This window comes from Candidatus Pseudoscillospira sp. SGI.172, from assembly GCF_050313575.1.
Classification (GTDB): Bacteria; Bacillota; Clostridia; order Oscillospirales; family Oscillospiraceae; genus Vermiculatibacterium.
This window is the reverse complement of sequence record NZ_JBNPLQ010000002.1, coordinates 112,088-135,913: the sequence shown is the minus strand read 5'-3', so window position 1 is coordinate 135,913 and position 23,826 is coordinate 112,088. Positions and strand designations below refer to the sequence as shown.

The following is a 23,826-nucleotide window of genomic DNA, read 5'->3' as shown; positions in this document are numbered from 1 at the left end:
CATCGGCGCCTGTTTTGCTTGTATCTCCCTCGCCGTTGTGATAAAATACACCCGATTTCTGTGAGAAAAGGAGCAACCGCCCATGTTTCGATTCAACCATGTGAATTTTAACGTGCTGGACCTGGAGAAATCCCTCGCCTTTTATAAAAAGGCGCTGGGGCTGACCGTGGTCCGGGAGAAGGCCGGGGAAAACGATCTGGGGCCCTTCCGGCTGGTCTACCTGGGGGACGACGCCGGCAGCTTCACCCTGGAGCTGACCTGGCTGGCCGCGCGGAAGGAGCCTTACGACCTGGGGGAGGGCGAGTTCCACCTGGCCTTTACGGTATCCGATCTGGCCGAGGCCCACGCCAGGCACGAGGCCATGGGCTGCATCTGCTTTGAGAACAAGGCCATGGGCATTTACTTCATTGAGGATCCGGACGGCTACTGGATCGAGATCGTCCCGGAAAAGAAGTAATGGCCCAGAAGCTGGACGGCCGCGTGGCCTACGCCGATCTGCTGCGCTCCTTCGCCACCCTGGCGGTCATCGTGCTCCATCTGGCGGGCAGTCAGCTGGGATCCGTTTCGGTTGGTTCCCCGGCCTGGGATGTGTTCAATCTCTATGACGGACTGGTACGCTGGTGTGTACCAGTCTTTGTCATGCTCTCGGGCATGTTCCTTCTGGACCCCAAGCGCTCTCTCCCCCTGCCCAAACTGCTCTTCCACAACGCCCTGCGCATTTTCATCTCCCTGCTGTTCTGGGGAGGCGTCTACGCTCTGGCCGAGCTTTGGGAAGCCGGGAAGCCGCTCAACTGGGACAGCGTTCAATCCGCCCTGCTGGGCGTGCTCCGGGGAAACACCCACTACCACCTGTGGTTTCTCTTCATGATCCTGGGGCTTTATCTCATCACCCCGGTGCTCCGGGCGTTTGTCCGGGGCGCGGGACGGGGCGATTTTCTCTGGCTCTTCCTCCTCTGCTTTCTCTTCGCCTCCCTGCTGCCCACCGCCTTCCGGCTCTGGCCCAACGCCACCGCCGTCCTCCGGGTCTGGTATGACAGGCTCTCCCTCCAGGCAGTGCTGGGCTATGCGGGCTTCTATGTGGCGGGCTATTACCTGAAGGAATTCACCATTGGACGGCTGACCGAGGCTGTTATTTACATTCTGGGCGCGCTGGGGGCTTTTGCCGCCGTGTGGGGCACCCGGGCGCTCTCCCTGCGGGCCGGCGGTCTGGACGACACCCTGTACGGTTACTTTGCCCCCAATGTGGTCTGCTTCGCCGTGGCTGTCTTTGTGCTCTTCCGCTATGTGCTGGGGGTGAGCGAGGAGCGCTCCCGCCGCCAGAGCCTAAACACGGCGGCCCGGGTCTCTTTCGGGATGTATCTGGTCCACGATCTCTTCCTTATGCTCCTGCGCCATTTCGGCATCACCACCCTCTCCTTTGCCCCGGCCCTGGCCGTTCCCGTGCTGGCGGCGGCGGTGTTTTTCGCCTCCTTTCTCGTCTCCTGGCTCCTCTCCAAGCTCCCCTTCCTGGGCCGCTGGCTCACCTGACCTGCTTTCTCTCGAGAGAGAAAGCAGGCAAAGAGAGCCTTGACAGCGGCTCTGATTGCTCACGGAGAGGAAAAAAGCCGGGAAGTCTTTGACAACGGCTTTGCTTGCGCACAAAGAGAGAAAAAGCTGAAAAACCTTTGACAGAGGCTTTGCGTCCGATTTTGCATCGGGGTGGCTTGAGGGCGTTCGGGCCTGACCTCCAATGAAAACGGGATCAGAAAATATGATATTTGAATTGTCTTTCAGGAAGGAGGTCTCCGCCGTGCTCTTTTCCAGTTCTGTTTTTCTCTTCGCTTTTCTCCCGGTCGTCCTGCTGGGCTACTATGTGGTCATGCGCGGCATGCGGCGGAGGCAAAACCTCTTTCTCCTGATTTCCTCCCTGTTCTTTTACGCCTGGGGAGAACCCCGTTTCGTGCTGGTGATGCTGCTGTCCATCTGGATGAATTACGGCTTCGGCCGCTGGGTCCACCGCCGGAAGCGGCAATGCCGGTACCTCACGCTCCCCATTGCGGTATCCGCCGGCTGCAACCTGGGTCTGCTGTTTGTATTCAAGTACCTGGTCTTTACGGTGGAATCCCTTAACACCCTGGGGCTTGGGCTCCAAGTGCCGGTCATTGAGCTCCCCATCGGCATCTCCTTTTTCACCTTTCAGGCGCTCAGCTATGTTCTGGATGTGGCCATGGATCGGGCGGAGGTCCAGCGTTCCCCTCTGGATCTGGGACTCTATATCTCCTTTTTCCCCCAGCTGATCGCAGGCCCCATCGTCAAGTACGCCGACGTCGCCGGACAGATCGCCCATCGGCAGGAGACTTGGGCGGACTTCTCCGAAGGGTGTGTCCGGTTCCTCACCGGCCTGGGGAAAAAAGTACTCATCGCCAATCAAGCGGCGGTGGTGGCTGACCGGGTGTTTGCCATGGACCCCGCCGGTCTGTCCGTCCCCCTGGCCTGGCTGGGCTCCCTCTGCTACACCTTTCAGATCTACTACGACTTCTCTGGCTATTCAGACATGGCCATCGGCCTGGGTCTGATGTTCGGCTTCCGGTTCCGGGAAAACTTTGAACACCCCTATGCCGCCCGCTCGATAAGCGAGTTCTGGCGGCGATGGCACATCTCCCTGTCCACCTGGTTTCGGGACTATGTGTACATTCCCCTGGGAGGCAACCGCGTGGAGCGGGGAAAACACATCCGCAACCTTTTTTTGGTCTGGCTCCTCACCGGGATCTGGCACGGGGCCAACTGGACCTTCGTACTGTGGGGCCTCCTCTATTTCTGCCTGCTCTATCTGGAAAAGTTCCGCCGCCTGGGGAAAAACTGGCCCGCCCCTTTTCAATGGGCCGGCACGTTCCTGGCGGTCAACTTCCTGTGGATGCTCTTCCGCGCCGATACGCTCTCCTACGCCGGTCAATTCTTTCTGGCGATGATGGGGCTGAACGGCAGCGGCGGCGACGGGGGGCTGAGCGGACTTTATCTGCGGGAAAACGCCGTCATCCTGGCGCTGGCAGTCTTTTTCTCCTTCCCCACCGCCCAGGCGCTGGGCAAAGCCTTCCGCAGGCTCCGTCCCTTTGGTCTGGACCTCTCCCCCCTGTGGGATCTGCTGTATGCGCTGGGGCTGACCGCGGTAGGCGTGCTCTCTGTGTGCTGGCTGGTGAAGGGGACCTACAACCCGTTTATCTATTTCCATTTTTAACAATGTCTCGCCTGAGGAAGGAGGTACCGCCATGTCCGCCCGCCGCAACACCTACACTGCCCTGCTCTTCCTGACCGGACTGGCCGCGGCGGTGATCTTCCTGTGCCTGGGGCTCCTGCCCCGGCCCGCCGGGTTCCGGGACGCCGTCAAACCATCCCCCGCCGCATTGACCGCTGTCCGAAAGGACGGCGTCCGCCGCTCCGCTGTCCCTGCCAGGCCGGATCGGTCCGCCGCGCACGCCATCCGGCAGGGACGTCCCCTCTCCCTGCCCGATTTTTCCGGTGGGGTCGAGGACCTGATCGGCGGGGCAGAGCCCGCCATCAACGACCTTTTGGACCGGGAACACACTTTTATCCAGCTTTACGGCGGGGCCCAACGGCTTCTGCTCCACCGGGTGGTGGAGGACCCGGACCCCAAATACACCGTGGTCAAGCTCACCGACGAAGTGCTCACCTTCGCGGACCTGAACGCCCAGCCCCGGGACATGACCGTCCGGGCCGACGAACTATCGGCGTTTGCCCAACGGGTGGAGGCCGAGTTTCAGACCCCTGTTCTTTACGTCCAGGCCCCCTCCAAGCTGGACATGGCCCCGCTCCCCGACGGCATCTCCGACTATTCCGGGGCCGAGGCCGATCAGGTCCTCGCCGCTCTCTCCCGATGCGGCGTGGACACACTGGATCTCCGCCCGGCCTTCCGGGCTGCGGCCGCGGAGAGGCCCGACGCCCTGGGAGAACTTTTCTTCCACACCGACCACCACTGGACCCCGGCGGGAGCCTTCCTGGGTTACCAGACCCTCTGCGAAAAACTGGCCGCCGACTACGGCTTTTCCCTGGCCGACGATGAGATGCTCACCGATCCCGACTCCTTTACCCGCACGGTCTTTGACGGTGTGTTTTTGGGCAGCCAGGGCAAGCGGGTGGGCACGCTCTACGCCGGAACGGACGGCATTGAGATCTGGTCCCCCACCTTCTCCACCTCCTTCACCTACACTGTGCCCATGAGCGGCATTGAGCGGGAGGGCCCCTTTGTCACCAGCCTCCTCTTTCCCGAACGGCTGGCCCAGACAGGCTATTACGACACCAACCCCTACACTATCTACGCCGGAGACGATTATCTTCTCTCACGGGCAGTGAATCACAACGCCCCCAACGCCCCCCGCGTCCTCATCCTCCGGGACTCCTTCGGCTGCGCCCTCACCCCCTTCCTCTCCCTGGTCTCCGGGGAAGTCATGGCGGTGGACCCCCGGAACTTCAACGGGGACCAGGAGGACATGATGGAATATCTCCGCTGGCTGAAGCCCGATCTGGTGATCGTGATGAACACGGCCAGCTCTCTGCAGGTGGATCCCCTCTTCCCCTATCTTCCCACCGCCCGGGCCGCCGCTCTGGCCGTGCAGAAACAGGAGGCCCGATGACGCCGATGAACTCCCCGGACACCCGGAGGCTGGACTTCCACTATATCGCTCTGCAATCGGGATTCTGGGCCATGTTTGCCGCCATCTGCGGCTATCAGGCCGCTCTGCTCCAGGGCCGGGGCTTTACCAACAGCCAGATCGGCGTTCTCATCGCCGTGCGCTGTCTGGCAGGCATTGTTCTGCAGCCTCTTTTGGGGGGCTGGGCAGACCGTCACCCCAATGTCCCCCTCAAGGCCATCGTAAACCTCTCTCTCCTCCTTTCCCTGGTGGTGAGTCTGGCGTTTACCCTTCTTCCCGGCATGGGGTTTCTCCCCACGGCGGTGGTTTTTGTGGTACTGGGCGGTTTTGAGATCTCCTCCTACCCGCTCATGGACGCCATGGCCATTCAGTTCATCCGTGCCGGGATCCCTATTCGGTACAGCCTGGGCCGGGGCATCGGCTCTCTGGCCTATGCTGTCACCTGTATCTTTTTAGGCATGACGGTCAAGCGGCTGGGGGTGGAGAGCGTGCTGTTGATCCATGCCGGGCTCATGGTGCTGGAAATCGCTCTGGTGCAGTCCTTCCCCGTCTGCGCCCTCTCTCCCGAGACTGCTCCCGCGGAGGGGGCAGCCCCACACTCCATATTAGAGATCCTGAGGAGCAATCCGCGTTTTTCTTTTATGCTCCTGGCCATTCTCTTCAGCATCACCGCCCTGCTCCCCCTGTCCAACTTCCTGATCAACATTCTCCAGGCCAAAGGCGGCGGCGCCGAGCAGCTGGGTCTGGCTCTTTTTCTCATGGCCGCCTCAGAGCTGCCGGGCTCCATCATTTTCGCCAGGCTCCAACGGCGGGGCGCAGGCAGCGACCGTCTGCTGGTGCTCAGCCTGTTTTTTTCCGCGGTGAAGGCACTCGCCCTTTTCCTGGCCCCGTCGGTTGGCTTTATCCTCCTGGCCCAGCCGCTGCAAATGCTGGGCTACGGGGTATTCACCCCCGCCTCGGTGTACTTTGTCAGCGAGTCGGTCCCACCCGCCGACGAAGTGCGGGGCCAGACCCTGATGATGGTGGCCTCCAACGGTCTGGGCGGAGTTCTGGGGAGCCTTCTGGCAGGCTCGGCACTGGATGCCGGTCTGTCTGCGGGGGCCGGCGCCTCCTGGATGCTCCTGCTCTGCCTGCTCTCCGCCTGCACCGGGGTCGCCCTGGCGTTTGCCGCCCTGCGGAAGCGCTGAAGGCACACTCTTCCGCCTGTCCTTCCATATGGAAAAAGCGCCGAAATTTGTCCGACCACCGGCGGCAAACCCACCCCTTTTTGGTGGTTTTGCCGCTTCCTATTTTTGCACAATTATAGTATGATAAGGCCGGACTGCGTGAAGAATAAAACAAACTGAACTCCGACGGAGGTAGTATCGGAATGGACATGAGAAAGACAAAGGTCATCTGCACTCTGGGCCCTGCGGTGGACAGCGAGGACATGATCCGCAAGCTGATCCTCTCCGGCATGAACTGTGCCCGCTTCAACTTCTCCCATGGCACCCACGAAAGCCACCTTGCCACCCTGACCCGCCTGCGCCGCGTCCGGGATGAGCTGGGCCGCCCGGTGGCCGCCATGCTGGACACCAAAGGCCCCGAGATCCGCATCAAGACGTTTAAAGACGGTCCCATCACCCTGACTGAGGGGGACAAGTTTGTTCTCACCACCCAGGATGTGGAGGGCGACAGCGCCCATGTGTCCGTCACTTACGCCAATCTCCACAACGAGGTGGAAAAAGGCACCCGCATTCTGATTGACGACGGCCTGATCGAGTTGAGCGTGGACTCCATTCAGGGGCAGGATATCCGCTGCACCGTGGTCACCGGCGGCGGCCTGTCCAACAACAAGTCCATCAACATCCCTGATACCAGCATTCAGCTTCCCGCACTCACCGACAAAGACCGGGAGGACCTGAAGTTCGCCGCGGAAAACGATTACGACTTTATTGCCGCCTCCTTCATCCGCAAGGCCAGCGACGTCACCGACATCCGCGCCGAGCTGGCCAAGTGGGGCGGAGAGGAGATCCGGGTCATCGCCAAGATCGAAAACCGGGAAGGCGTAGACAATTTCGACGAGATCCTGGACGTGGTGGACGGAATCATGGTAGCCCGGGGCGACTTGGGCGTGGAAATCCCCGCCTGCGAGGTCCCCGTCATTCAGAAGGAAATGATCTCCAAGTGCATTGCCGCCGGAAAGGCCGTTGTCACCGCCACCCAGATGCTGGACTCCATGATCCGCAACCCCCGGCCCACCCGCGCAGAGGTGAGCGACGTGGCAAACGCCGTTTTCGACGGCACCTCCTGCGTCATGCTCTCCGGAGAGACCGCTTCCGGCAAGTACCCCATCGAGGCGCTGGAGACCATGGTGGCCACCGTGATGGCCGCTGAGGGCGCCACCAATTACTGGGGCCGGTTCCTGCGCAAGTATGACTTCCAGAGCGGGATCCCCCACTCCATCAACCGAGCCATCAGCCACACCTGCTGCATGACCGCCATGGATCTGGAAGCCAAGGCCATTTTGGCTGCCACCACCTCCGGCCATACCGCCCGGGCCATCTCCCGCTTCAAGCCCGCCTGCCCCATCATTGCCCTGACGACCACCGAGAAAGTGCGCCGCCAGCTGGCCATTACCTGGGGCGTACACCCCTACCTCTACGGCTCTGTGGACTCCACTGACCGGCTGTTCTCCCTGTGTGTGGAGTGCGCCCGGAAGGAGGGTGTCATCGATACCGGCGACACCGTTGTCATCACCGCCGGTGTGCCCATGAATGAACGGGGCACGACCAACCTCATCAAAGCGCAGGTGGTGGGCGAGCGGGTGTGACCCGTCTCCTCCCCCAAGAAAAAATCCCCGGTGGAAAATTCCACCGGGGATCGCTTTTTATTTTCTGCCGCCTCTGCGGCTGCCCTTGCGCTCATTCATCTTCATTTCAGAGAGCTTGCTGTCCGAAGACTGCATGAACTGCTTGAGTCGATCCTCAAAGGTAGTCGGCTCCGCAGGCTTGCGCTGCCCGGTAAAGCCCATGGGACGCCCACCGCCGCCGGGACGTCCGCCGCCCTGCCGGGGCGCCGCCGGACGGGGAGGAGGGTCCTGAGCCTTCTTAATGGAGAGATTGATGCGGCCGTTCTCATCAATGCCGATGACCTTGACCTTGACATCCTGCCCCTCCTGCAGATAGTCCTTGACATCATTCACGTAAGTATACGCGATCTCGGAGATGTGCACCAAACCAGACTTACCTTCGGGCAGGGAGACAAACGCGCCGAATTTCGTGATCCCGGTGACTTTTCCCTCTATAACAGAACCAACACCAAACTCCATACTGACAGACATGTCCTCCTTCAAGCATTTCCTATGCCGCCTGAGCGGCAGAGTTCTCCTCAGTCGGTGAAAATAATGACTTTTTCTCCCGGTGCGGCCAGCCCAAGCTTATCCCGGGCGATGTCGGCCTGCCGCTGGGTGTCGCCGCTGTTTTCCACGGCGTCTTTCAGGTCTGCATTGACCTGGGTCTGCTCGGCTACCTGCGTCTTCAATCCGTCCCGCTCGGTCTGGGCCGCCGCGATCTGACCCCGCATCCGGAGCAGGCACACTGACGCCGCCACGAGCAGCAGCAGGACCACGAGCTTTGTGAGAAAGCCGGCCTTTTTTATTTTCATACGCGGCTTTGCCTCCTCCCCGCGCATCCCCGGTCCGGGACTTACGATCCATTTCACCTACACTGGCTTTTATTTTATACCATTTCCGGCAATAATGGAAGGTTTTTTTTGCTTTCTTGTAAATTTTTTTGCCCAAATTTCCTGCTAATTTCAATGGAAGGAGGCACATTTTACCCAAAAATGCCAAAAGATCGGCCAATGCATAACCAATTTTCAAGGTAAACCGACTGAGGATAAGAAAATAGAGGACGCCCCCCGCAAAGACCCCCACTGTCAGATACACCCGCACCTCTCCGTCCCCCGCGGCAACGGAGTAGACGAACAGGGCGGCGGTCACCGCCAGCCAGAACAGCAGATCGAGGACCGCCCCCAACAGCTTCCAGGGCAGCCGTACCCGCAGGACACGGAAGATGTCGTACAAAAGTCCCAGGGCAGCCCCCAGCGCCAGTGCGCCCAGAAAGGCCAGGGCCTGGCCGGTGACCGAGACCGCCATATCAGTGCAGCAGCCGGGCGAAGAAACCGCCTTTCTCCCGGCGGTCATCCTCATAGGTCAGGGACTCCACCGTCCCCTCCACCTTCAGATCCCCGCCGTCCAGGCTCAGCTTCTCGATGTGCAGATCCTCTCCCCGGACGATCAGGATCCCCTGGGCCGTATCCATGACGATGGTGTTCTCGTCGAAGCTCTCCACTTCCTCCACCCCGGACACCGTCAGCTTTTCCCTGTCCTCCAGGATCAGGTGGTGCGCCGCCTCGGGCTTCAGTTCCTCATAGGGCATGGTATCCCCCGCCTTTCTTCGGCCCCCGGGCAGACCGGGGCCGCGTTGATACCATACTATATGGGACAGGGTGGCCGGTTATGCCCGCTTCACCGCCCGGCAAAGCGCGGGAGCCACCACCGCCGTAACGGCGATCTTCAGAAAATCGCCGGGCAGGTAAATGAGCATTCCGGTCTTTACGATCGTCCACACCGGCAGCCCTTTCCCCAGGTACCCGTTGAGAATAAGCCCCATATAGGGAAGCCCCACCAGATAGAGCGCCGCCAGTCCCGCCAGACAGGCCGGGACCACCTTGCGGACCGCGCCGTCCTTCCCGGCCAGCGCGCCGATGACCGCCGCGGCAGGGATCAGGCCCAGCAGAAAACCGAAGCTGGGCTGAAACACATAGCCCAAGCCGCCGCCCTGGGTAAACACCGGCAGGCCCGCCAGGCCCAGCGCCACATAGACCGCCTGGGAGACCGCCCCCCACCTGGGCCCCAGCATCACGCCCGCCAACGCGGTAAAGAGGAACTGCAGGGTGAGGGACAACGCCCCCAGGGGAAGGCGAATGAAGGCGCCAACGGCGGTCAACGCGGCAAACAGGGCGCTGAGCACCAGGAACCGGGTCTGATTTCTCATATTGTAAACCTCTTTCTGTTTTTAGTTTACAAGCAGAATAGCACAGGCTCACAGAAATGTAAACTATTTTTTACTTTTGGTTGACAGCTATTTTGTTCCCGGGTAGACTAAGAAAAAGGAAAGGAGGGCGTTGCATGCGGAAGGACGATATCCTGCGCCTGTTGAAGGAGGCTGACCGGCCCCTCTCCGGAGAGGCTATGAGCCACACGCTGGCCGTGAGTCGGGCGGCGGTGTGGAAGGCAGTGGAAGCGCTCCGGGAGGAGGGATACGTGGTGGACTCCCTGCCCGGCCGCGGCTACCGGCTGATGGCCTCTCCCGACGTGCTCTCTCCGGGGGAACTGATCCGGCCCGATGGACGCGTTGGAAATCAGGTGATCTGTCTGGAGCGGGTGGACTCCACCAACGATGAGGCTAAGCGCCGGGCTGCCAGCGGGGCCCCCGGCGGTCTGGCGGTGATCGCCGGAGAGCAGACCGGAGGAAAGGGCCGCCGGGGGCGGTCCTTCCAGTCCCTGCCGGGGAAGGGGCTCTATCTCACCACCCTTTTGCGCCCCCCGGTGACACCCGCCGAGGTCAGCCAGATCACTGCCTGGACGGCGGTGGCGGTCTGCCGGGCGGTGGAGGCCCTCACCGGGCTCCAGTGCGGCATCAAATGGACCAACGACATTCTTCTGGACGGGAAAAAACTCTGCGGCATTCTCACGGAGCTGGGCATGGAGGGGGAGAGCGGAGCTCTGGATTATGTGGCGGTGGGCATCGGCGTCAACGTCAGCCAAACCGCGGAGGACTTCGGAGCGGAGCTGGCGGACATCGCCACCTCCCTGGGCCAGTATCTGGAACACCCGCCCCGCCGGGCGGAGGTGGCGGCCGCTCTGCTGGCCGAGCTGGACCGGCTGTGCGCCGACTTTCCGGAGAAAAAAGAGTCTTGGCTGGAGGAATACCGCCGCCGCTGCCTCACCGTGGGCCGGGAGGTGCGGATCCTGCAGCCCGGCAGCGAGCTCCGGGCCACAGCGCTGGGCGTGGAGGACGACTTCTCCCTCCGGGTGCGGCGGCCGGACGGCCGGGAGGAGATCATATCTGCCGGTGAGGTCTCCGTCCGCGGCCTGCTGGGCTATGTGTGAAAAAATCTCCGGGAACGATTGACAAATCTCCAGCAGTCGTTATAATAGGACAAGGCACGTGTCATGACACATGCCTTGTCCTATTTACATATGAAGAAACGGGGTCTTTTTATGAGCGGTTTTCAAGCCTTCCTGAAGCGAAAAAACATTGTGATCTCGGCCAGGCGGTACGGCGTGGATGCCCTGGGGGCCATGGCACAGGGGCTGTTCGCCTCTCTGCTCATCGGCACGATCCTCAACACCCTGGGCAGCCAGTTCCACATCGGCTTTCTCACCGCCCGGGTCATCACCATCAACGAGGTGGGCTACACCATCGGCGGCCTGGCCTCCTTCATGTCCGGCCCGGCCATGGCGGTGGCCATCGGCTACGCCCTCCAGGCCCCTCCGCTGGTCCTCTTTTCCCTGGTGACGGCGGGCTACGCCTGCAATGCTCTGGGCGGTGCCGGCGGCCCCCTGGCCGTTCTCTTTGTGGCCATTCTGGCCGCCGAGTGCGGCAAGGCTGTGAGCAAGGAGACCAAGGTGGACATTTTGGTGACTCCCATCGTCACCATTCTGGTAGGCATCGGCCTGGCCTGGGTCATCGCGCCCCCCATCGGCGGCGCCGCCAGCGCCTTCGGCCTGCTCATCATGCGGGCCACCGAGCTGCAGCCCTTCTGGATGGGAATGCTGGTCTCCGTACTGGTGGGCATCGCGCTTACGCTGCCCATCTCCTCCGCCGCCATCTGCTCGGTGCTGGGCCTGACCGGTCTGGCCGGCGGAGCCGCCGTGGCCGGCTGCTGTGCCCAGATGGTGGGCTTCGCCGTCATGAGCTTTCGGGAAAACCGCTGGGGCGGACTGGTGAGCCAGGGTCTGGGCACCTCCATGCTCCAGATGGGCAACATCGTGAAAAACCCCCGCATCTGGATCCCTCCCATCCTCACCTCGGCCATCACCGGGCCGCTGGCCACCTGCCTGTTCCGCCTTCAGATGAACGGCGCGCCCATCAACTCCGGCATGGGTACCTGCGGCCTGTGCGGCCAGCTGGGCGTTTGGACCGGCTGGGTCAACCCCAGCGAAAAAGCGCTTGCCAACGGAGCCGCCGCCATCCTCCCCGGGGCTTTCGACTGGCTGGGTCTGCTCCTCATCTCCTTTGTCCTCCCCGCTCTGCTCACCTGGCTGTTTGGCCTCTTTTTCCGGCACATCGGCTGGATCAAAGAGGGCGACCTGAAGCTGGAAGGCTGAGAAAAAGCGTTCCGGGACGGCGGATCGGACTGCCCCCATTTGTTCGTCGGTATACCTTGCCGTCTAACGAATGGGGGCTTTTTTAACGGAGCAGAGGCGCTCCCGGGAACACGGAGCAGCTTGCGTCGCAGACACAAAAAAAGAAGCGGTCCCCACCCGCGGGGAGGACTTGCCCGTCTGCCGCCGCGCACTTCACCGGATTCCCGGGCTGGGGACGGATCTGCATGAGCGGCCGCAAACAGGAGCGGTTGAGATCCCGTAAGAAAGTGATCCAATTTCCACATCCGCCGGGGCAGATGTGGAAATGGGGTCACGGGGCAATATTCCGTTCAGGATGATTCTGTCTTTGAGGGCAGCAAGAACAGTAGTGTTCGCAGGCAGAGCGGCGTGGCCGTATCGCACAATGGAGCGACAATTATTTTTGACTCCGTTTTAGAGGCTTTCACTGCTGTTCTTTACGAATCAATGCCCGCCTGTCGGTGCGATATGTCTACGCCACAGAAAAATGGCCATTATTCATGACACATTAAGTAAAAGCAGGTTTTCACCTTAAGCCGATAGAAGATCCGGACCAACGCCACCGCCTGCATCGGGGCGTATCCAAGTAAAAAGCCCCGATACAGGGGGCAGACCCTGTATCGGGGGATGGCGCACTTCATAATAAATGTTGCTTCTGAATGTCCGGAAATCAGTGTATTGGGTTAAATCAGGGCGAAGTCGGCCTGGCAGAAGGCAAATTCACCGTCGCTGATGACCATCTGGGGGATGAACAGCCTGTCTGTCTCAAAGGGCGCACCGTCAAAGTCCAGGTGCCGGGCTTTCTTGTCGATCACCTTAAAAATCGAGATATCTGCGTAGGCGCCGGGGGCCAGAGTCCCGATCCTGCCCTCCATATGCATCAGCCGGGCGGGAGTGGAGGTAACTGCGGCCAGGGCCTGATTCAGCGGCATACCCAACTGGAGGTACTTGGTGACGATGAACATGAGGTTCTTGGTATAGGGCGAGAAGTTGTACTTATCACTCAGCCAGTCGCTGGAGATCACATCGGGCCAAAAGCCCTGGGAGACGGCCTCTTTACAGGTGTTGATATTGAAGTTCATCTTTCCGTTGGCGGCATCGAAAATGACCCCCCGTTCACGGGCCTCCAGCATGGAGCGCTTAATCTTCCCGGTGGCCTTGTCAAGGATGTTGTCAATGCCCACGTTCTGATACATGTGGCAATAGATGTCTCCCGGACGCAGCCGGCTTACGATCTCATCCAGCGGGACCAGGGGACGGCTTACGTGTACACAGACGCCGATGCCAAGCTCTCCGGCCAGCTCCATGGTATAGTCCATGGCTGCCATATCGACGGCGACGCCCTCGCTCATCCGGATTTTGAGGCCCAGGATATTGTCGCGGTATTTCTCCACCAATCGGCGGATGGCCAGGGGCCGGAATTCGGGTACGTCAAATTTTTCGATGATGTTGTAGTCGGTCTGCCCGGAACCGTACATATTGAGATAACTTTTCATGCGGATCTGGCTGGGGACCACCGTACTGGAATAAAATGCCTCAAAGTTGGAGCAGCCGGCGGTACCGGCATCGACGGCGGCGGTCACCCCGGTGGCCAGCAGATAATCTGGACGGACGCTCACGCCGCTACCCGCACGGAAAACATGGGCGTGGAAGTCGATCAAGCCGGGGAAGACATAGCAGCCTGAGGCATCCACGATCCGGAGCGCCTCATATTCCGCAGGCAGCTCCACAATCTTGTTGTTTACGATGGCGATGTCGGAAACACAGTCCAGACCGCGGGCCGGATCCACAACATGGCCGTTTTTGATGACACAATCTAGTTTGGTCATGAAGATCTTCCTTTCCAAATGGAATTCTCCCGGGCCCCGGGCAATAAGCATATTGCGGAACCCGGGAGAAAATCAATCAGCACAGGCCGAAAGAATACAAAAGCACGCCAAGCCAGAATGCGATGATGGGAATGATGCACTGGGAGACAAAGGTGTATTTATAGGTGTTCTTCATCTCAGTCTTGGCCACGGAGTTGGCCAGGACCACACCGGAGGCGTGGGGCATGGCGTCCAGGCCGGCAGAAGCCGCGCAGCACAGTCGGTGCAGGATCTGAGGATTGATGCCGGTGGAGAGCATGTAATCTCCCAAGGTGTCCAGAAAAATATTCAGGCCACCGGAGGAGGAGCCGGTGATCATGCAGATCACGTTGATGGAGAAGAAGGCCATCAGGATGGGGTTCATTTGGAGGCCCAGCAGCCAGTTCACACAGGACTGGAAGGCGGGGGAAGCCTTTACGACACCGCCGAAGCCCATAATCATAGAGGTGACCATAAGAGCGTTGAGACCGCTGTTCATGCCGGCACCCATGGCGTCACGGACTTTCAGACGGCCGCGGAAAAGAATCAGGGCAAGGACGATGGCCAGAACCATTCCCAGAACCACGGCGTAATTGGAAACAGAGACCAGTTTCATGAAGACAAAGATGGACACGATGAGCACGATAATGGGCAGGAAAGAAGCAAGGGGACTGGGGAGGTTCTTCACTGCTTCGGCATCATTGAGGTCGATGATGTGGTCATCAGGCCCGGCCACAAAGTGTTCTCCCCTTGCCGCGCAGCGTTTGGCGGCCCAGGTATAGAATGCGTAGTCCATCACAAAGATTGCTATGGAGGTAACGGTGCCAATGACAGGAGCGGCATAGATCGTAGTGCCGAAGGTCTCGGTAGGAATCATGTTCTGCACTGCGGGGACGCCGGGTGCAAAGCTCATGGTGATGGTGGCGGGGATAGCCAGTAGCAGGCCGGGAAAGATGGACTTGGGCAGGTCAGCTTCCTTAAAAAGCGCCATGCAGATAGGATACATGGTAAAGGCAATGATGAACACGCCGATGCCGCCATAGGAGAGAACCAGCGTGGTGAGCAGGACGATTAGGATGACTCTCTTCTTGCCCACAGCCCGGACAATGGCATTGGCGATTGAGACAGAGGCACCGCTGTCCTCCATGATCTTGCCAAAAATCGCGCCCAGTGTAAACATCAGAAACCAGGTGCCTGCAAAGTTTTTAAAAGAGACGGCAAAGCTTTCGGCAAAGGCAGGCCAAACATCCATTTTGCTTGTCAGTACGATAACCAAAGAGGAAATGAGCGCCACAACACCCATGTGCCAGCCCTTAAAGATGAGAAAAATAAGCAGGGCCAGCGCTACTACGATACCGATTACACCCAACATAATGTCTCCTCCTTTTATTTTTTATCAATCCGGTCAAAATCCACGGCGAGCTGGGCGCCCTCCCAGACGCTGCCCACCAGGTTGCTGTATCGGGTGAGGTATTTGCCATGGCCCTGGGTAGGCTTTGGCTTCCACTCGGCCCGACGCCGGGCCAGCTCCTCATCGGAAATATCCACAGAGATCTCTCGGCTGTTGATGTCGATGTGGATCACATCGCCGTCTTTCAGCAGGCCGATGGGGCCGCCCACCGCAGCTTCCGGAGAAATGTGGCCTACACACGGGCCGCGGGTGGCGCCGGAGAAGCGGCCATCGGTGATGAGAGCGGTGGAGTCCGAGAGCCCCAGGCCCACCAGAGTGGTCATGGCGGCATGCATTTCACGCATTCCAGGGCCGCCCTTCGGGCCCTCATAGCGGATGACCACCACGTCGCCTTTCTTGATCAGGTTGTGCTGCATGGCCTCAATGGCCTCTTCCTGCGAATCAAAGATCCGGGCCGGACCGGTGTGGACGCGCATCTGATCACACACAGCGCTCTGCTTGCAGACCGCGCCCTCCGGAGCCAGATTGCCCTTCAAAATAGCGATACTGCCTTGCTTGTGTAAGGGATGATCCGGCGTGGTGATGACGTCAGAATATTCCGAGTGGCTGTGAACCGGGTAGTCGCCGATAGGAATGCCGTTGACGGTCATGGCCGTCATGTCGAGGAACTTCTCCCCCAGGGTCCGGATGACGGCCGGCACGCCGCCCGCCTCATCGAACTGAAGCATGGAGTACTTTCCGGAGGGCTTCACATTGACCAGGTGGGGGGTGGTGCGGCTGGCCGTCTCAAAGTCCTCAGGGGTGATCCTGTATCCAAACTCCGCCGCAATGGCCGGGATGTGGAGGCAGGTGTTTGTGGAGCCGCCGATGGCCATGTTGACGCGCAGCATGTTTTTAAAGCTGTTCTCTTTGATGATATCCCTGGGACGGATGCCCTCCTTCACCTGCTTTACAACGGTGATACCAGAGAGCTTGGCCTCCCGCAGCTTGCGGGAGTACACAGCGTGGGTGGTGGCGGCTCCAGGCACCGTAAGGCCCAGCGCTTCGACCAGGCAGGACATGGTGTTGGCTGTCCCCAGCATGGAGCAGCCCCCGGCGGAAGGACAGATGGCCTCCTCCATCTCCTTCAGTTCAGACTCGCTCATGCCGCCGGCGGTGATCTGTGCACTGGCCTCCCGGATCTGGTGGATGGCAAGCTCCTGGCCGCGGTACTTGCCGGGCAGCATGGGCCCTCCAGGCACGATCACGCAGGGGATGTTCAGCCGTCCGGCCGCCATCATGGCCGCCGGCACGATCTTATCGCAGGTGGCAATGATGACCATGCCGTCGAGTTGCTGCGCTTCAACTGTGAGCTCGATAGAGTCTACGATGACGTCCCGGCTGGGCAGGACGCTGCACATACCCACATTGCCCTGGGTGATGCCGTCGCAGATGGCTGTGGTGTTGAACTCAAAGGGGACACCACCCTCCCGGATGACCCCCTCCTTGACCGCCTGGGCCACAGAGCGCAGATGGATATGCCCGGGATTCATCTCGTTAAACGTGTTGACAACGCCGATGAAGGGGCGGGCCAGTTCGTCCTCCAACAGGCCCACACATTTCAGGTGGGCGCGGTTTCCCGCATGCTCCGGGCCCTCCACTACAACCCGGCTTCGATAAGGTTTGTCGTTCATTCTTTCTCCCTCGATTCCATTCGTTTTGTCGCAATGGTCACCGGCACATTTTCGTAACCGGGTGACATGCCTTAATGCAGAGCAAAACATGTGCCAATTTTCTGCCTGCCGTGGAATTCAGAGGAAAAATGGATTTAAAGTCCGGTATTTTGACCATTTTCCGGAACAAATATCGTTAAAAAACTGGCTGCCCCCCATGCCCTAAAGCATGTGGGCAGCCGGGTTCAAGTGTTTCGAAAAAAACGTTTCGTTCAAAATGAAACGAAACGTTTTTCCCGGAGGTCCTATTTTTCATTTATCTGAAGGGCTTTCATTTTCTTCCACAGTGTAGAGCGGCTGATGCCAAGCAACGCGGCGGCCGCTTCCCGCCGGTAGCCGCAGCGCTCCAGTGCCTGACGGATACGCTGGGCCTCGCTTTCGGCAACCAGCGGAGGTGGGAGCGCTCCATGATTATGCTCTTTCGGGACCGCCGGCCGGGGGGCAGGCGCCAGACCGAACCCGGCGTCATCCAGCACTTCCGCCAGTGCCTGGGCGCCGATGCGGCGCTGTCGGCAGGTCACCACGGCCCTCAGGCAGATATTTTTCAGCTGTCGGATATTCCCATGCCATCGGACCCGCTCCAACAGAGCGCAGGCCTCTTCGGTGAGCTGCATGGGGCCGGCCCCCGGCTGATAACGCGAGGCATACGTATCGATGAAGTGCTGGGCCAGGACGGGCACATCTCCGGCCCGCTCGTTGAGGGATGGCAGATGGACCCGCAGCACATCCAGCCGATAGTACAGATCCTCACGGAACCGGCCTTCTTTCACGTATTGAAACAGATTTTTATTGGTGGCGGCGATGACGCGGATGTCGATCGGGATGATGCGGTTATCCCCCAGACGCATGATCTCACGTTCCTGCAGTACTCTCAGCAGCTTGCACTGCAGGGCGGTGCTGATCTCAGCGACCTCGTCCAGGAAGATGGTGCCCCTGTGGGCCTGCTCAAACAGGCCCGTCTTTCCTCCCTTGGCCGCGCCAGTGAAGGCGCCCTCCACATAGCCGAAAAGCTCACTCTCCAGCAGATTTTCATGGAGAGCGGCGCAGTTGATGGCTACAAAGGGCTGATTCCGCCGGGCGCTCTGGTTGTGGATGCTTTGGGCAAAAAGTTCCTTGCCGGTGCCGGATGCGCCGGTGATCAGCACGTCCAGGTCAGTCCCGGCGTACTGCCTGGCTCGCTCGATGACACGGCGCAGCTGGGGGCTGCCGCCCAAAATATCGGTGAAGGTGTGCTTGGCTTCATGCCCCTGGGCATGGAGCTGCTTCCGGATGCTCTTTTCCATCTGCTGAATCCGGGTGACATCCTGGAATGTGACAATATAACCCCACATATGTCCTTTATTTTCCAGCTTTGATTTGCTTACCGCGAGCTTCAGCGGGCCATAGGGCACCAGGACGTTTTCGCAGGTGCGGGTACTCAGAAGCAGCTCCTGGAAGGGGCCGGCGGGGATACAGGCCGCAACTGACTTCCCTTCGGCCGAAGGGGACAGGCCCAATGTGGAACATGCCGTGCGGTTGAACGACATGAGGGTACCGTCCCCCCAGATTTCCAGGATGCCCTCGTAAGTGTAATCGAAAATCGTACGCAGGCGCAAGGATTTATGCTGCTCGATCATCTGGACCTGAACCATTTTTTTGGCCTCCGTATAGGCCTGCCAAAGGGCCTCCTTCCCCGTGCGCAGCAGGGCATAGGGGAGCCCGCAGTGCCGGGCGTAGGCGCAGGTCTCCACGCCTCCCAGCAAAGCCTCGCAGCCGTCGGCTATCGCCTCGTCCACCGCGGAGTCCCAGTCTGAGCCAGAGTGCCTTTCATAGCAGCGCACCCGCATGCCTACGATCTCGGCCAGCTCCTCGGCGCCATAGAGCATGTTGTGGGCCCCTACGATGGCGATGAGCTTATCCCCCACCTGGCGCCGGAGCTGCTCCATGCTGCGGACGAGATCGTTCCCTGCCACAGGAATCTCCACCAGGGGAGGTTGCTGGAACTGCTGCCGGAACAGCTCCGCTGTAATCCCGCGGGAGATCACTACGTCGTATGTGCCGATTACGCCGGGATCGAACCGGTTCCCTGGTGTAGCCACCTCCTCCAGCACGTATTCCTCCGTGACGGTTTCAAAATCGTGCTGGAATTGATTGTGCTCGGCAAAGGTCTCAAAAGCGGTCTCAAAAAATCCTTTTTGCGGAAACAAAAGAGCAATGCGTACCATCTGGATCCCCCCCCGCAGGCGTGTACCGAAAAAGTTTTTTACTATCATACCACAATATTTTTTGTGTGCAAGTTCAAATCGGTACTTGACAACTATTCCATCAAATCCTATAATGCATACACAATCTATAAAATTAGATTTTACAGATTGAAAAATCAAAAGAGGGATGCAGATTTGAAGCCTAAAAATTCCGCCCTGGCAGGTAGTCCGAACCAGAGCGTGGCAAAGGCCCTGCAGATTCTGCGCGTTTTCACCCAGCAGACGCCCCGCCTGCGTTTGAAGGACATCAGCCAGCGTACCGGAATCAACCAGGCCACTGCCAGCCGGCTCCTGGCAACCATGCGGGAGCAGGGATTTATCCTTCAGGAGGGCGGTTATTACTGCCTGGGCTGGCAGGAGGTGCTGCGGATGGAGGGAGTGGTGCTCCAGTCCATGTCGCTTCGGCGGTTGAGCATGCCCTATCTGGAGCAGCTTTCCCTACTGCTGCGCAAGAATGTGAACCTGGCCGTTCTGGATAGAACGGAGGTGGTTTATCTGTACAGGGCCGAAGGTGAGGAGGGCTCCAGGGGCTACTACCACGCCGGCATGCGCCGCCCGGCCCACTGCACTGCGCTGGGTAAAGTGCTCTTGTGCGCCACCCCGGAACAGGCTGAGCCCATGTTTGAGGGGGTTGGCCCACGGCGCTTTACTTTCTCCACCATCACGGACCGGGAGGCCTATATGGCAGAGCTGGAAAAGACGGCCCTCCAGGGCTACGGCACCGACATGGAAGAGTGCATCCATGGGTACAACTGCGTGGCCGTCCCCATCTTGGGACTGGACGGCGGTGTATGCGCCGCCATCAGCGTCAGCGGGCCTTCCAACGAGTTTGGCTTGGATGAGATGCAGCGCTTGCTCCCCCACTTGCGCAACACGGCGCAGAAGATCCTCCTCCAGTTGGGCAGCGGAGAGGACTGCGTATGAGCGTCGGTACTGCGGGCATTTGCTCAATCCCAATACAGTTTCAGGAGGTTTGAAGTCATGGCGGTAAAAGGAATCATACCCGCGCTGGTTACGCCCATTGACGAGGCGGAACGCGTCAACGAGAAAGCCCTGCGGCATCTGTTGGACTACACGGTGGACAACGGGTGCCACGGTGTCTTCGTTCTCAGCAGCACAGGGGAATTTTACGGTCTGAGCGAGGGGGAGAAGCGGCGGGCCATCGAAATTACCGTGGATCATATACATGGCAGAGTACCCGTCATGGCGGGCGCCTACGGGGTCGGTACAAAGGAGGCCATTCGCATGGTAGCCGCAGCCAAGGAGGCTGGGGCAGACCTGGTGAGTGTGCTTACCCCTATGATGATTACCCCCAACGACGAGGAGATCTATCAGCATTACCGGGCCATCGCTGAATCCACGGATTTACCTGTGACCCTCTACAACAACCCCGACCGCACCCATGTGAATCTTTCCGCCAAAGTGGTGGAGCGGCTGGCCGAGATCCCCAATGTGGCTGCGGTCAAGGACAGTAGCGGAGATCTGGGACTGATGATGGATTATATCCGCCGCACTGCGGATATGGATTTTGACGTTCTGTGCGGCCGGGACATGCTGATCTTTGCCAACCTTATCCATGGCGGCAGCGGCAGCGTAGCTGCCACCGCTAACGTAGCCCCTGCCTTGCTGGTGGATCTTTACAATAAGGTCCAGCAGGGGGACTGGAAGGGCGCTTTGGCCGACCAGTATAAGCTGGCGCCCTTCCGGCTTTCCTTCGGCATGGCGAGCTGGCCAGCGGTGACCAAGGACGCCCTGAATCTCATGGGCTTCGAGGTGGGGCGGCCCATAGCACCCATCACCGGCTGCAAGCCAGAAAAGCTGGAGGCTCTGCGGGGATTGTTGGAGGATCTGGGGACCCTGCAGCAGGAATGAGCGCGAGCAGCGGCAAAAGAGTGGCTCCCGAATCAGCCGGGACGGCATGCCAGGCACAGGCAGGAGTCTGAAATCAGAGCATATCAGAAAGGATCGGGATAACCATGGCAAACATTTTTACCATTCCCAACCGCATCGTAGCCGGTAAGGGCGCACTGCGGCTGGCTGGCGCGGAACTCCCCTCATTCGGGAAGAAGGCGCTCATCGTGACAGACCCCGTAATGGTCAAACTGGGCAACGCCGGCAGGGTGACCGGCATGCTGGATTCCATGGGGGTCGGGTACGTAATCTACGACGGCATCACCGGCGAGCCCAACCATGAAATGATAGACCGCGGTGTAGCGGTCTATCAGGAGAACGGGTGTGACTTCCTTATGGCCATCGGAGGCGGCAGTCCCATTGATTCCATGAAGGCCATCGCGGCGGTGGCGGCTAACGGGGGCAGCATCTGTGACTATGGGGGCAAGGCCCTGGTCAACCCCTTGCCGCCCACCTGCGCCATTCCCACCACGGCGGGAACAGGCAGCGAGGCCACTAGCGTCACTATCATCACAAACCTGCATACCCAGGTCAAGATGATGATCAAGGATCCCGCCCTGATGGTTCGCATGGCCATTGTGGATCCCCAGTTCACCATGACGGCGCCCCCGTCGGTGACGGCCTCCACCGGCGTGGACGCCCTGTGCCATGCGGTGGAAGCATATACCAGCACGAAGGCTTTCTCCATGTCGGATATGTTCGCCCTCAGCGCCGTAAAGCGGATCTTCGCCAACCTGTACCGGGCCTACGACTGCGGTTCCGACGAAAACGCCCGGGAGGAGATGGCCATCGCATCCTTGGAGGCCGGTATCGCCTTTTCCAATGCATCGGTTACCATTGTCCACGGCATGAGCCGCCCTATCGGCGCCCTCTTCCATGTGCCTCACGGCCTGTCCAACGCCATGCTGCTGGATGCCTGCCTCCGCTTTGCCTTGCCCGGAGCCCCGGATCGCTTCTGCGATCTGGCCAAAACCATCGGTGTCTATCAGGCCGGGATGAGCGATGAGGAGGGTGCGGCCGCCTTTGCGGCAGCGCTCAGTGACCTGCTGCACAAACTGAAAATCCCCACCCCGGCGGAGTACGGCCTGGATCGGGCCGCCTTCTTTGCCGCCATCGACAAGATGGCCGAGGATGCCATGGACAGCGGCAGTCCGTCCAATACACGCCGTCAGCCCACGGTCGAGGATCTCAAGGGCCTTTATCGCTCCCTCTGGGATGAGGCCGGCTTCTGAGAGGGGAAGAGACGATGAAAAAAATCGGATTTGTAGGTGCCGGCGTGATGGGGCATGGTATGGTCCGGAATCTGATGGCCCACGGCTTTGAAGTGACCGTCTACACCCGCACCAAGGAGAAAGCGGCGGATCTGCTGGGTGAGGGAGCCCAGTGGGCCGACACCCCAGCCGCCTGTGCAAAAGTTTCCGAGGCCGTCATCACCATCGTGGGCTACCCCAGGGATGTCGAGGATGTATACTTTGGCGAAAACGGCCTTCTGGGCGCCATGGCGCCAGGAGGCTACGTGATCGATATGACCACCACTCGCCCCCAGCTCAGCAAGCAGATCGCTGACCGTGCCCTGGAACAAGGGCTGCACGCCCTGGATGCGCCGGTAAGCGGCGGAGATACCGGGGCGAAAAACGGTACCCTCGCTATTATGGTCGGCGGAGAACGGGCTGACTTTGAAGCCTGCCTGCCCCTTTTTGAAGCGTTGGGAAGCAACATCCGCTACGAAGGCCCGGCAGGGTTCGGGCAACACGCAAAAATAGCCAATCAGATCGCTCTGGCGGGTGTCATGGCCGGTGTGGCCGAGTCCCTGACCTATGCCAAAAGGCACGGGCTGGATCTCCAGACTCTTCTGTGCACCATTAGCGCTGGTGCGGCTGGGAGCTGGCAGATGAGCAATACCGCTCCCAGGATCTTGGCCCGGGACTTCGCCCCCGGCTTTTTTGTGAAGCATTTCATCAAGGATCTCTCCATTGCCGAGGAAGAGAGCAGCACGGTTCAGACTACCCTTCCGGTTACGGGCCAGGTACTGGCGATGTATCAGGCATTGGCTGACCGGGGCATGGGAGATCTGGGCACCCAGGCCCTGATCCGGTATTTTGAATAAGGTGCGGGTTGGAGCGACCACTGTCCTCCGCCTTATATCGGTGAGATAGGGACACCGTTGCCCGTGGGAAGGGTATTCAACAGGCCGAGGAGGGCCGCCTGATGATAGGCAGTCCCCTCGGCCTGTATTTGTGCCTGCGCCTGCCCAGAGACAGCGGGGGGAGGGAGCGCGGGATTACCCCCCGTTCCCGTCAGCCGACATATAAAAAAGGTGCGGCAGAGGCATCTGCCGCACCTAAGAAAAGATGGAAACGATCTCCTGAAGGAAGATAGCACCAGGGTAAAGAGAGGGTAGCACATAGGGGCTATGTTTTCTTCCTGATGTGGAAGCCGGGAGCAACGGATACAGCGGGCCTCTCTCAGAGGCTGCGGGAGGGATGGATCCAGGTTTTTCAGGTCCGGTGGAGAGCCGCAGCCCAAACCCAAAACGATGCACGGATCCTGAAACCCGGCGGTCTTGCCGTGCGCAACGGTACATTCCAATATGTCACAGGCTTTTGGGGCCGGTTCGCTGCTTTGCCCCCATTTTGCGGGAATATCCACTGTGTAAAACA

At 59.8% G+C, this 23,826-nt stretch carries 20 protein-coding genes and 1 pseudogene; 12 read left to right on the top strand and 9 right to left on the bottom strand.

All coding sequences use genetic code 11. The annotated features are described in order from the left end of the window. The first annotated feature begins 82 nt into the window (after positions 1 to 82). The 6 genes from ACQRD3_RS01880 (at position 83) to pyk (ending at position 7,458) form a co-directional block, all read left to right on the top strand. Positions 83 to 457, top strand: coding sequence for a VOC family protein (locus tag ACQRD3_RS01880; RefSeq protein WP_080907235.1), 375 nt, complete (start codon positions 83 to 85; stop codon positions 455 to 457). Then, positions 457 to 1,527, top strand: coding sequence for an acyltransferase (locus ACQRD3_RS01875; RefSeq protein ID WP_427779472.1), 1,071 nt, complete (start codon positions 457 to 459; stop codon positions 1,525 to 1,527). The genes ACQRD3_RS01880 and ACQRD3_RS01875 overlap by 1 nt, the downstream gene beginning before the upstream one ends. A gap of 262 nt (positions 1,528 to 1,789) precedes the next feature. After that, positions 1,790 to 3,214, top strand: a complete 1,425-nt coding sequence (locus ACQRD3_RS01870; RefSeq protein ID WP_427779470.1) for an MBOAT family O-acyltransferase — start codon at positions 1,790 to 1,792, stop codon at positions 3,212 to 3,214. Between the two features lie 31 nt (positions 3,215 to 3,245). Continuing rightward, a complete protein-coding gene (locus ACQRD3_RS01865) occupies positions 3,246 to 4,628 on the top strand; it encodes a DHHW family protein (RefSeq protein WP_427779468.1) in 1,383 nt (460 codons plus the stop codon). Beyond that, complete coding sequence (locus tag ACQRD3_RS01860; RefSeq protein ID WP_427779466.1) at positions 4,625 to 5,833, top strand: MFS transporter; 1,209 nt, start codon at positions 4,625 to 4,627, stop codon at positions 5,831 to 5,833. The genes ACQRD3_RS01865 and ACQRD3_RS01860 overlap by 4 nt, the downstream gene beginning before the upstream one ends. 182 nt (positions 5,834 to 6,015) lie before the next feature. Then, positions 6,016 to 7,458, top strand: coding sequence for a pyruvate kinase (gene pyk, locus ACQRD3_RS01855; protein WP_427779464.1), 1,443 nt, complete (start codon positions 6,016 to 6,018; stop codon positions 7,456 to 7,458). Between the two features lie 57 nt (positions 7,459 to 7,515). Here pyk and ACQRD3_RS01850 read toward each other — a convergent pair whose 3' ends face one another. The 5 genes and pseudogenes from ACQRD3_RS01850 to ACQRD3_RS01830 all read right to left on the bottom strand — a co-directional run bounded on the left by ACQRD3_RS01850 (position 7,516) and on the right by ACQRD3_RS01830 (position 9,685). Further along, complete coding sequence (locus tag ACQRD3_RS01850) at positions 7,516 to 7,956, bottom strand: S1 RNA-binding domain-containing protein (protein WP_427779462.1); 441 nt, start codon at positions 7,954 to 7,956, stop codon at positions 7,516 to 7,518. A 59-nt stretch (positions 7,957 to 8,015) separates the two neighbouring features. After that, positions 8,016 to 8,291 carry a septum formation initiator family protein gene (locus tag ACQRD3_RS01845; protein WP_080907228.1) on the bottom strand — a complete coding sequence of 92 codons (276 nt, stop codon included), beginning with the start codon at positions 8,289 to 8,291 and terminating at the stop codon, positions 8,016 to 8,018. 232 nt (positions 8,292 to 8,523) lie between these two features. Next, positions 8,524 to 8,784: pseudogene (gene yabQ, locus ACQRD3_RS01840) on the bottom strand (spore cortex biosynthesis protein YabQ); the annotation flags it as partial. A gap of 1 nt (position 8,785) precedes the next feature. Further along, positions 8,786 to 9,067 (bottom strand): sporulation protein YabP, encoded by a 282-nt coding sequence (yabP, locus tag ACQRD3_RS01835; protein ID WP_080907227.1) that lies wholly within the window; start codon positions 9,065 to 9,067, stop codon positions 8,786 to 8,788. Positions 9,068 to 9,145: 78 nt separating this feature from the next. Continuing rightward, the gene (locus ACQRD3_RS01830) at positions 9,146 to 9,685 is read right to left on the bottom strand and encodes a biotin transporter BioY (protein ID WP_427779460.1); all 540 of its coding nucleotides are present in this window, start codon (positions 9,683 to 9,685) and stop codon (positions 9,146 to 9,148) included. A gap of 134 nt (positions 9,686 to 9,819) precedes the next feature. On the opposite strand from ACQRD3_RS01830, the gene ACQRD3_RS01825 reads away from it, so the two are divergent. Further along, complete coding sequence (locus tag ACQRD3_RS01825; RefSeq protein ID WP_080907225.1) at positions 9,820 to 10,803, top strand: biotin--[acetyl-CoA-carboxylase] ligase; 984 nt, start codon at positions 9,820 to 9,822, stop codon at positions 10,801 to 10,803. A gap of 111 nt (positions 10,804 to 10,914) precedes the next feature. Further along, positions 10,915 to 12,024: a PTS sugar transporter subunit IIC gene (locus ACQRD3_RS01820; RefSeq protein WP_080907224.1), complete on the top strand. Its 1,110-nt coding sequence runs from the start codon at positions 10,915 to 10,917 to the stop codon at positions 12,022 to 12,024. 701 nt (positions 12,025 to 12,725) lie between these two features. On the opposite strand, the gene ACQRD3_RS01815 is transcribed toward ACQRD3_RS01820, so the two are convergent. The 4 genes from ACQRD3_RS01815 to ACQRD3_RS01800 form a co-directional block, all read right to left on the bottom strand. Then, entirely contained in the window at positions 12,726 to 13,871 is a 1,146-nt protein-coding gene (locus tag ACQRD3_RS01815; RefSeq protein ID WP_427779457.1) for an amidohydrolase family protein, read from the bottom strand. Between the two features lie 76 nt (positions 13,872 to 13,947). Next, on the bottom strand, positions 13,948 to 15,261 hold the full coding sequence (locus ACQRD3_RS01810; protein ID WP_080907222.1) for a GntP family permease: 1,314 nt from the start codon (positions 15,259 to 15,261) through the stop codon (positions 13,948 to 13,950). A gap of 14 nt (positions 15,262 to 15,275) precedes the next feature. Then, positions 15,276 to 16,973: a dihydroxy-acid dehydratase gene (gene ilvD / locus ACQRD3_RS01805; RefSeq protein WP_427779455.1), complete on the bottom strand. Its 1,698-nt coding sequence runs from the start codon at positions 16,971 to 16,973 to the stop codon at positions 15,276 to 15,278. Between the two features lie 284 nt (positions 16,974 to 17,257). Continuing rightward, positions 17,258 to 19,216, bottom strand: a complete 1,959-nt coding sequence (locus ACQRD3_RS01800; RefSeq protein WP_427779453.1) for a sigma 54-interacting transcriptional regulator — start codon at positions 19,214 to 19,216, stop codon at positions 17,258 to 17,260. 174 nt (positions 19,217 to 19,390) lie between these two features. Here ACQRD3_RS01800 and ACQRD3_RS01795 point away from each other — a divergent pair, with 174 nt between their 5' ends. The 4 genes from ACQRD3_RS01795 to ACQRD3_RS01780 all read left to right on the top strand — a co-directional run bounded on the left by ACQRD3_RS01795 (position 19,391) and on the right by ACQRD3_RS01780 (position 23,273). Further along, positions 19,391 to 20,179 (top strand): IclR family transcriptional regulator, encoded by a 789-nt coding sequence (locus ACQRD3_RS01795; protein WP_158082929.1) that lies wholly within the window; start codon positions 19,391 to 19,393, stop codon positions 20,177 to 20,179. A gap of 57 nt (positions 20,180 to 20,236) precedes the next feature. Continuing rightward, positions 20,237 to 21,127, top strand: coding sequence for a 4-hydroxy-tetrahydrodipicolinate synthase (gene dapA, locus ACQRD3_RS01790; protein ID WP_080907218.1), 891 nt, complete (start codon positions 20,237 to 20,239; stop codon positions 21,125 to 21,127). A gap of 104 nt (positions 21,128 to 21,231) precedes the next feature. Then, the gene (locus ACQRD3_RS01785; protein WP_080907217.1) at positions 21,232 to 22,398 is read left to right on the top strand and encodes an iron-containing alcohol dehydrogenase; all 1,167 of its coding nucleotides are present in this window, start codon (positions 21,232 to 21,234) and stop codon (positions 22,396 to 22,398) included. A gap of 14 nt (positions 22,399 to 22,412) precedes the next feature. Then, positions 22,413 to 23,273: an NAD(P)-dependent oxidoreductase gene (locus tag ACQRD3_RS01780; RefSeq protein WP_080907216.1), complete on the top strand. Its 861-nt coding sequence runs from the start codon at positions 22,413 to 22,415 to the stop codon at positions 23,271 to 23,273. The last annotated feature ends 553 nt before the right edge of the window (positions 23,274 to 23,826 follow it).

What these genes read in the sequence shown, in the direction of transcription:
- ACQRD3_RS01880 (WP_080907235.1), top strand. Translation starts at nt 83, where the DNA reads ATGTTTCGATTCAACCATGTGAATTTTAACGTGCTGGACCTGGAGAAA.
- ACQRD3_RS01875 (WP_427779472.1), top strand. Translation starts at nt 457, where the DNA reads ATGGCCCAGAAGCTGGACGGCCGCGTGGCCTACGCCGATCTGCTGCGC.
- ACQRD3_RS01865 (WP_427779468.1), top strand. Translation starts at nt 3,246, where the DNA reads ATGTCCGCCCGCCGCAACACCTACACTGCCCTGCTCTTCCTGACCGGA.
- ACQRD3_RS01860 (WP_427779466.1), top strand. Translation starts at nt 4,625, where the DNA reads ATGACGCCGATGAACTCCCCGGACACCCGGAGGCTGGACTTCCACTAT.
- pyk (WP_427779464.1), top strand. Translation starts at nt 6,016, where the DNA reads ATGGACATGAGAAAGACAAAGGTCATCTGCACTCTGGGCCCTGCGGTG.
- ACQRD3_RS01850 (WP_427779462.1), bottom strand. Translation starts at nt 7,956, where the DNA reads ATGGAGTTTGGTGTTGGTTCTGTTATAGAGGGAAAAGTCACCGGGATC.
- ACQRD3_RS01845 (WP_080907228.1), bottom strand. Translation starts at nt 8,291, where the DNA reads ATGAAAATAAAAAAGGCCGGCTTTCTCACAAAGCTCGTGGTCCTGCTG.
- yabP (WP_080907227.1), bottom strand. Translation starts at nt 9,067, where the DNA reads ATGCCCTATGAGGAACTGAAGCCCGAGGCGGCGCACCACCTGATCCTG.
- ACQRD3_RS01830 (WP_427779460.1), bottom strand. Translation starts at nt 9,685, where the DNA reads ATGAGAAATCAGACCCGGTTCCTGGTGCTCAGCGCCCTGTTTGCCGCG.
- ACQRD3_RS01825 (WP_080907225.1), top strand. Translation starts at nt 9,820, where the DNA reads ATGCGGAAGGACGATATCCTGCGCCTGTTGAAGGAGGCTGACCGGCCC.
- ACQRD3_RS01820 (WP_080907224.1), top strand. Translation starts at nt 10,915, where the DNA reads ATGAGCGGTTTTCAAGCCTTCCTGAAGCGAAAAAACATTGTGATCTCG.
- ACQRD3_RS01815 (WP_427779457.1), bottom strand. Translation starts at nt 13,871, where the DNA reads ATGACCAAACTAGATTGTGTCATCAAAAACGGCCATGTTGTGGATCCG.
- ACQRD3_RS01810 (WP_080907222.1), bottom strand. Translation starts at nt 15,261, where the DNA reads ATGTTGGGTGTAATCGGTATCGTAGTAGCGCTGGCCCTGCTTATTTTT.
- ilvD (WP_427779455.1), bottom strand. Translation starts at nt 16,973, where the DNA reads ATGAACGACAAACCTTATCGAAGCCGGGTTGTAGTGGAGGGCCCGGAG.
- ACQRD3_RS01800 (WP_427779453.1), bottom strand. Translation starts at nt 19,216, where the DNA reads ATGGTACGCATTGCTCTTTTGTTTCCGCAAAAAGGATTTTTTGAGACC.
- dapA (WP_080907218.1), top strand. Translation starts at nt 20,237, where the DNA reads ATGGCGGTAAAAGGAATCATACCCGCGCTGGTTACGCCCATTGACGAG.
- ACQRD3_RS01785 (WP_080907217.1), top strand. Translation starts at nt 21,232, where the DNA reads ATGGCAAACATTTTTACCATTCCCAACCGCATCGTAGCCGGTAAGGGC.
- ACQRD3_RS01780 (WP_080907216.1), top strand. Translation starts at nt 22,413, where the DNA reads ATGAAAAAAATCGGATTTGTAGGTGCCGGCGTGATGGGGCATGGTATG.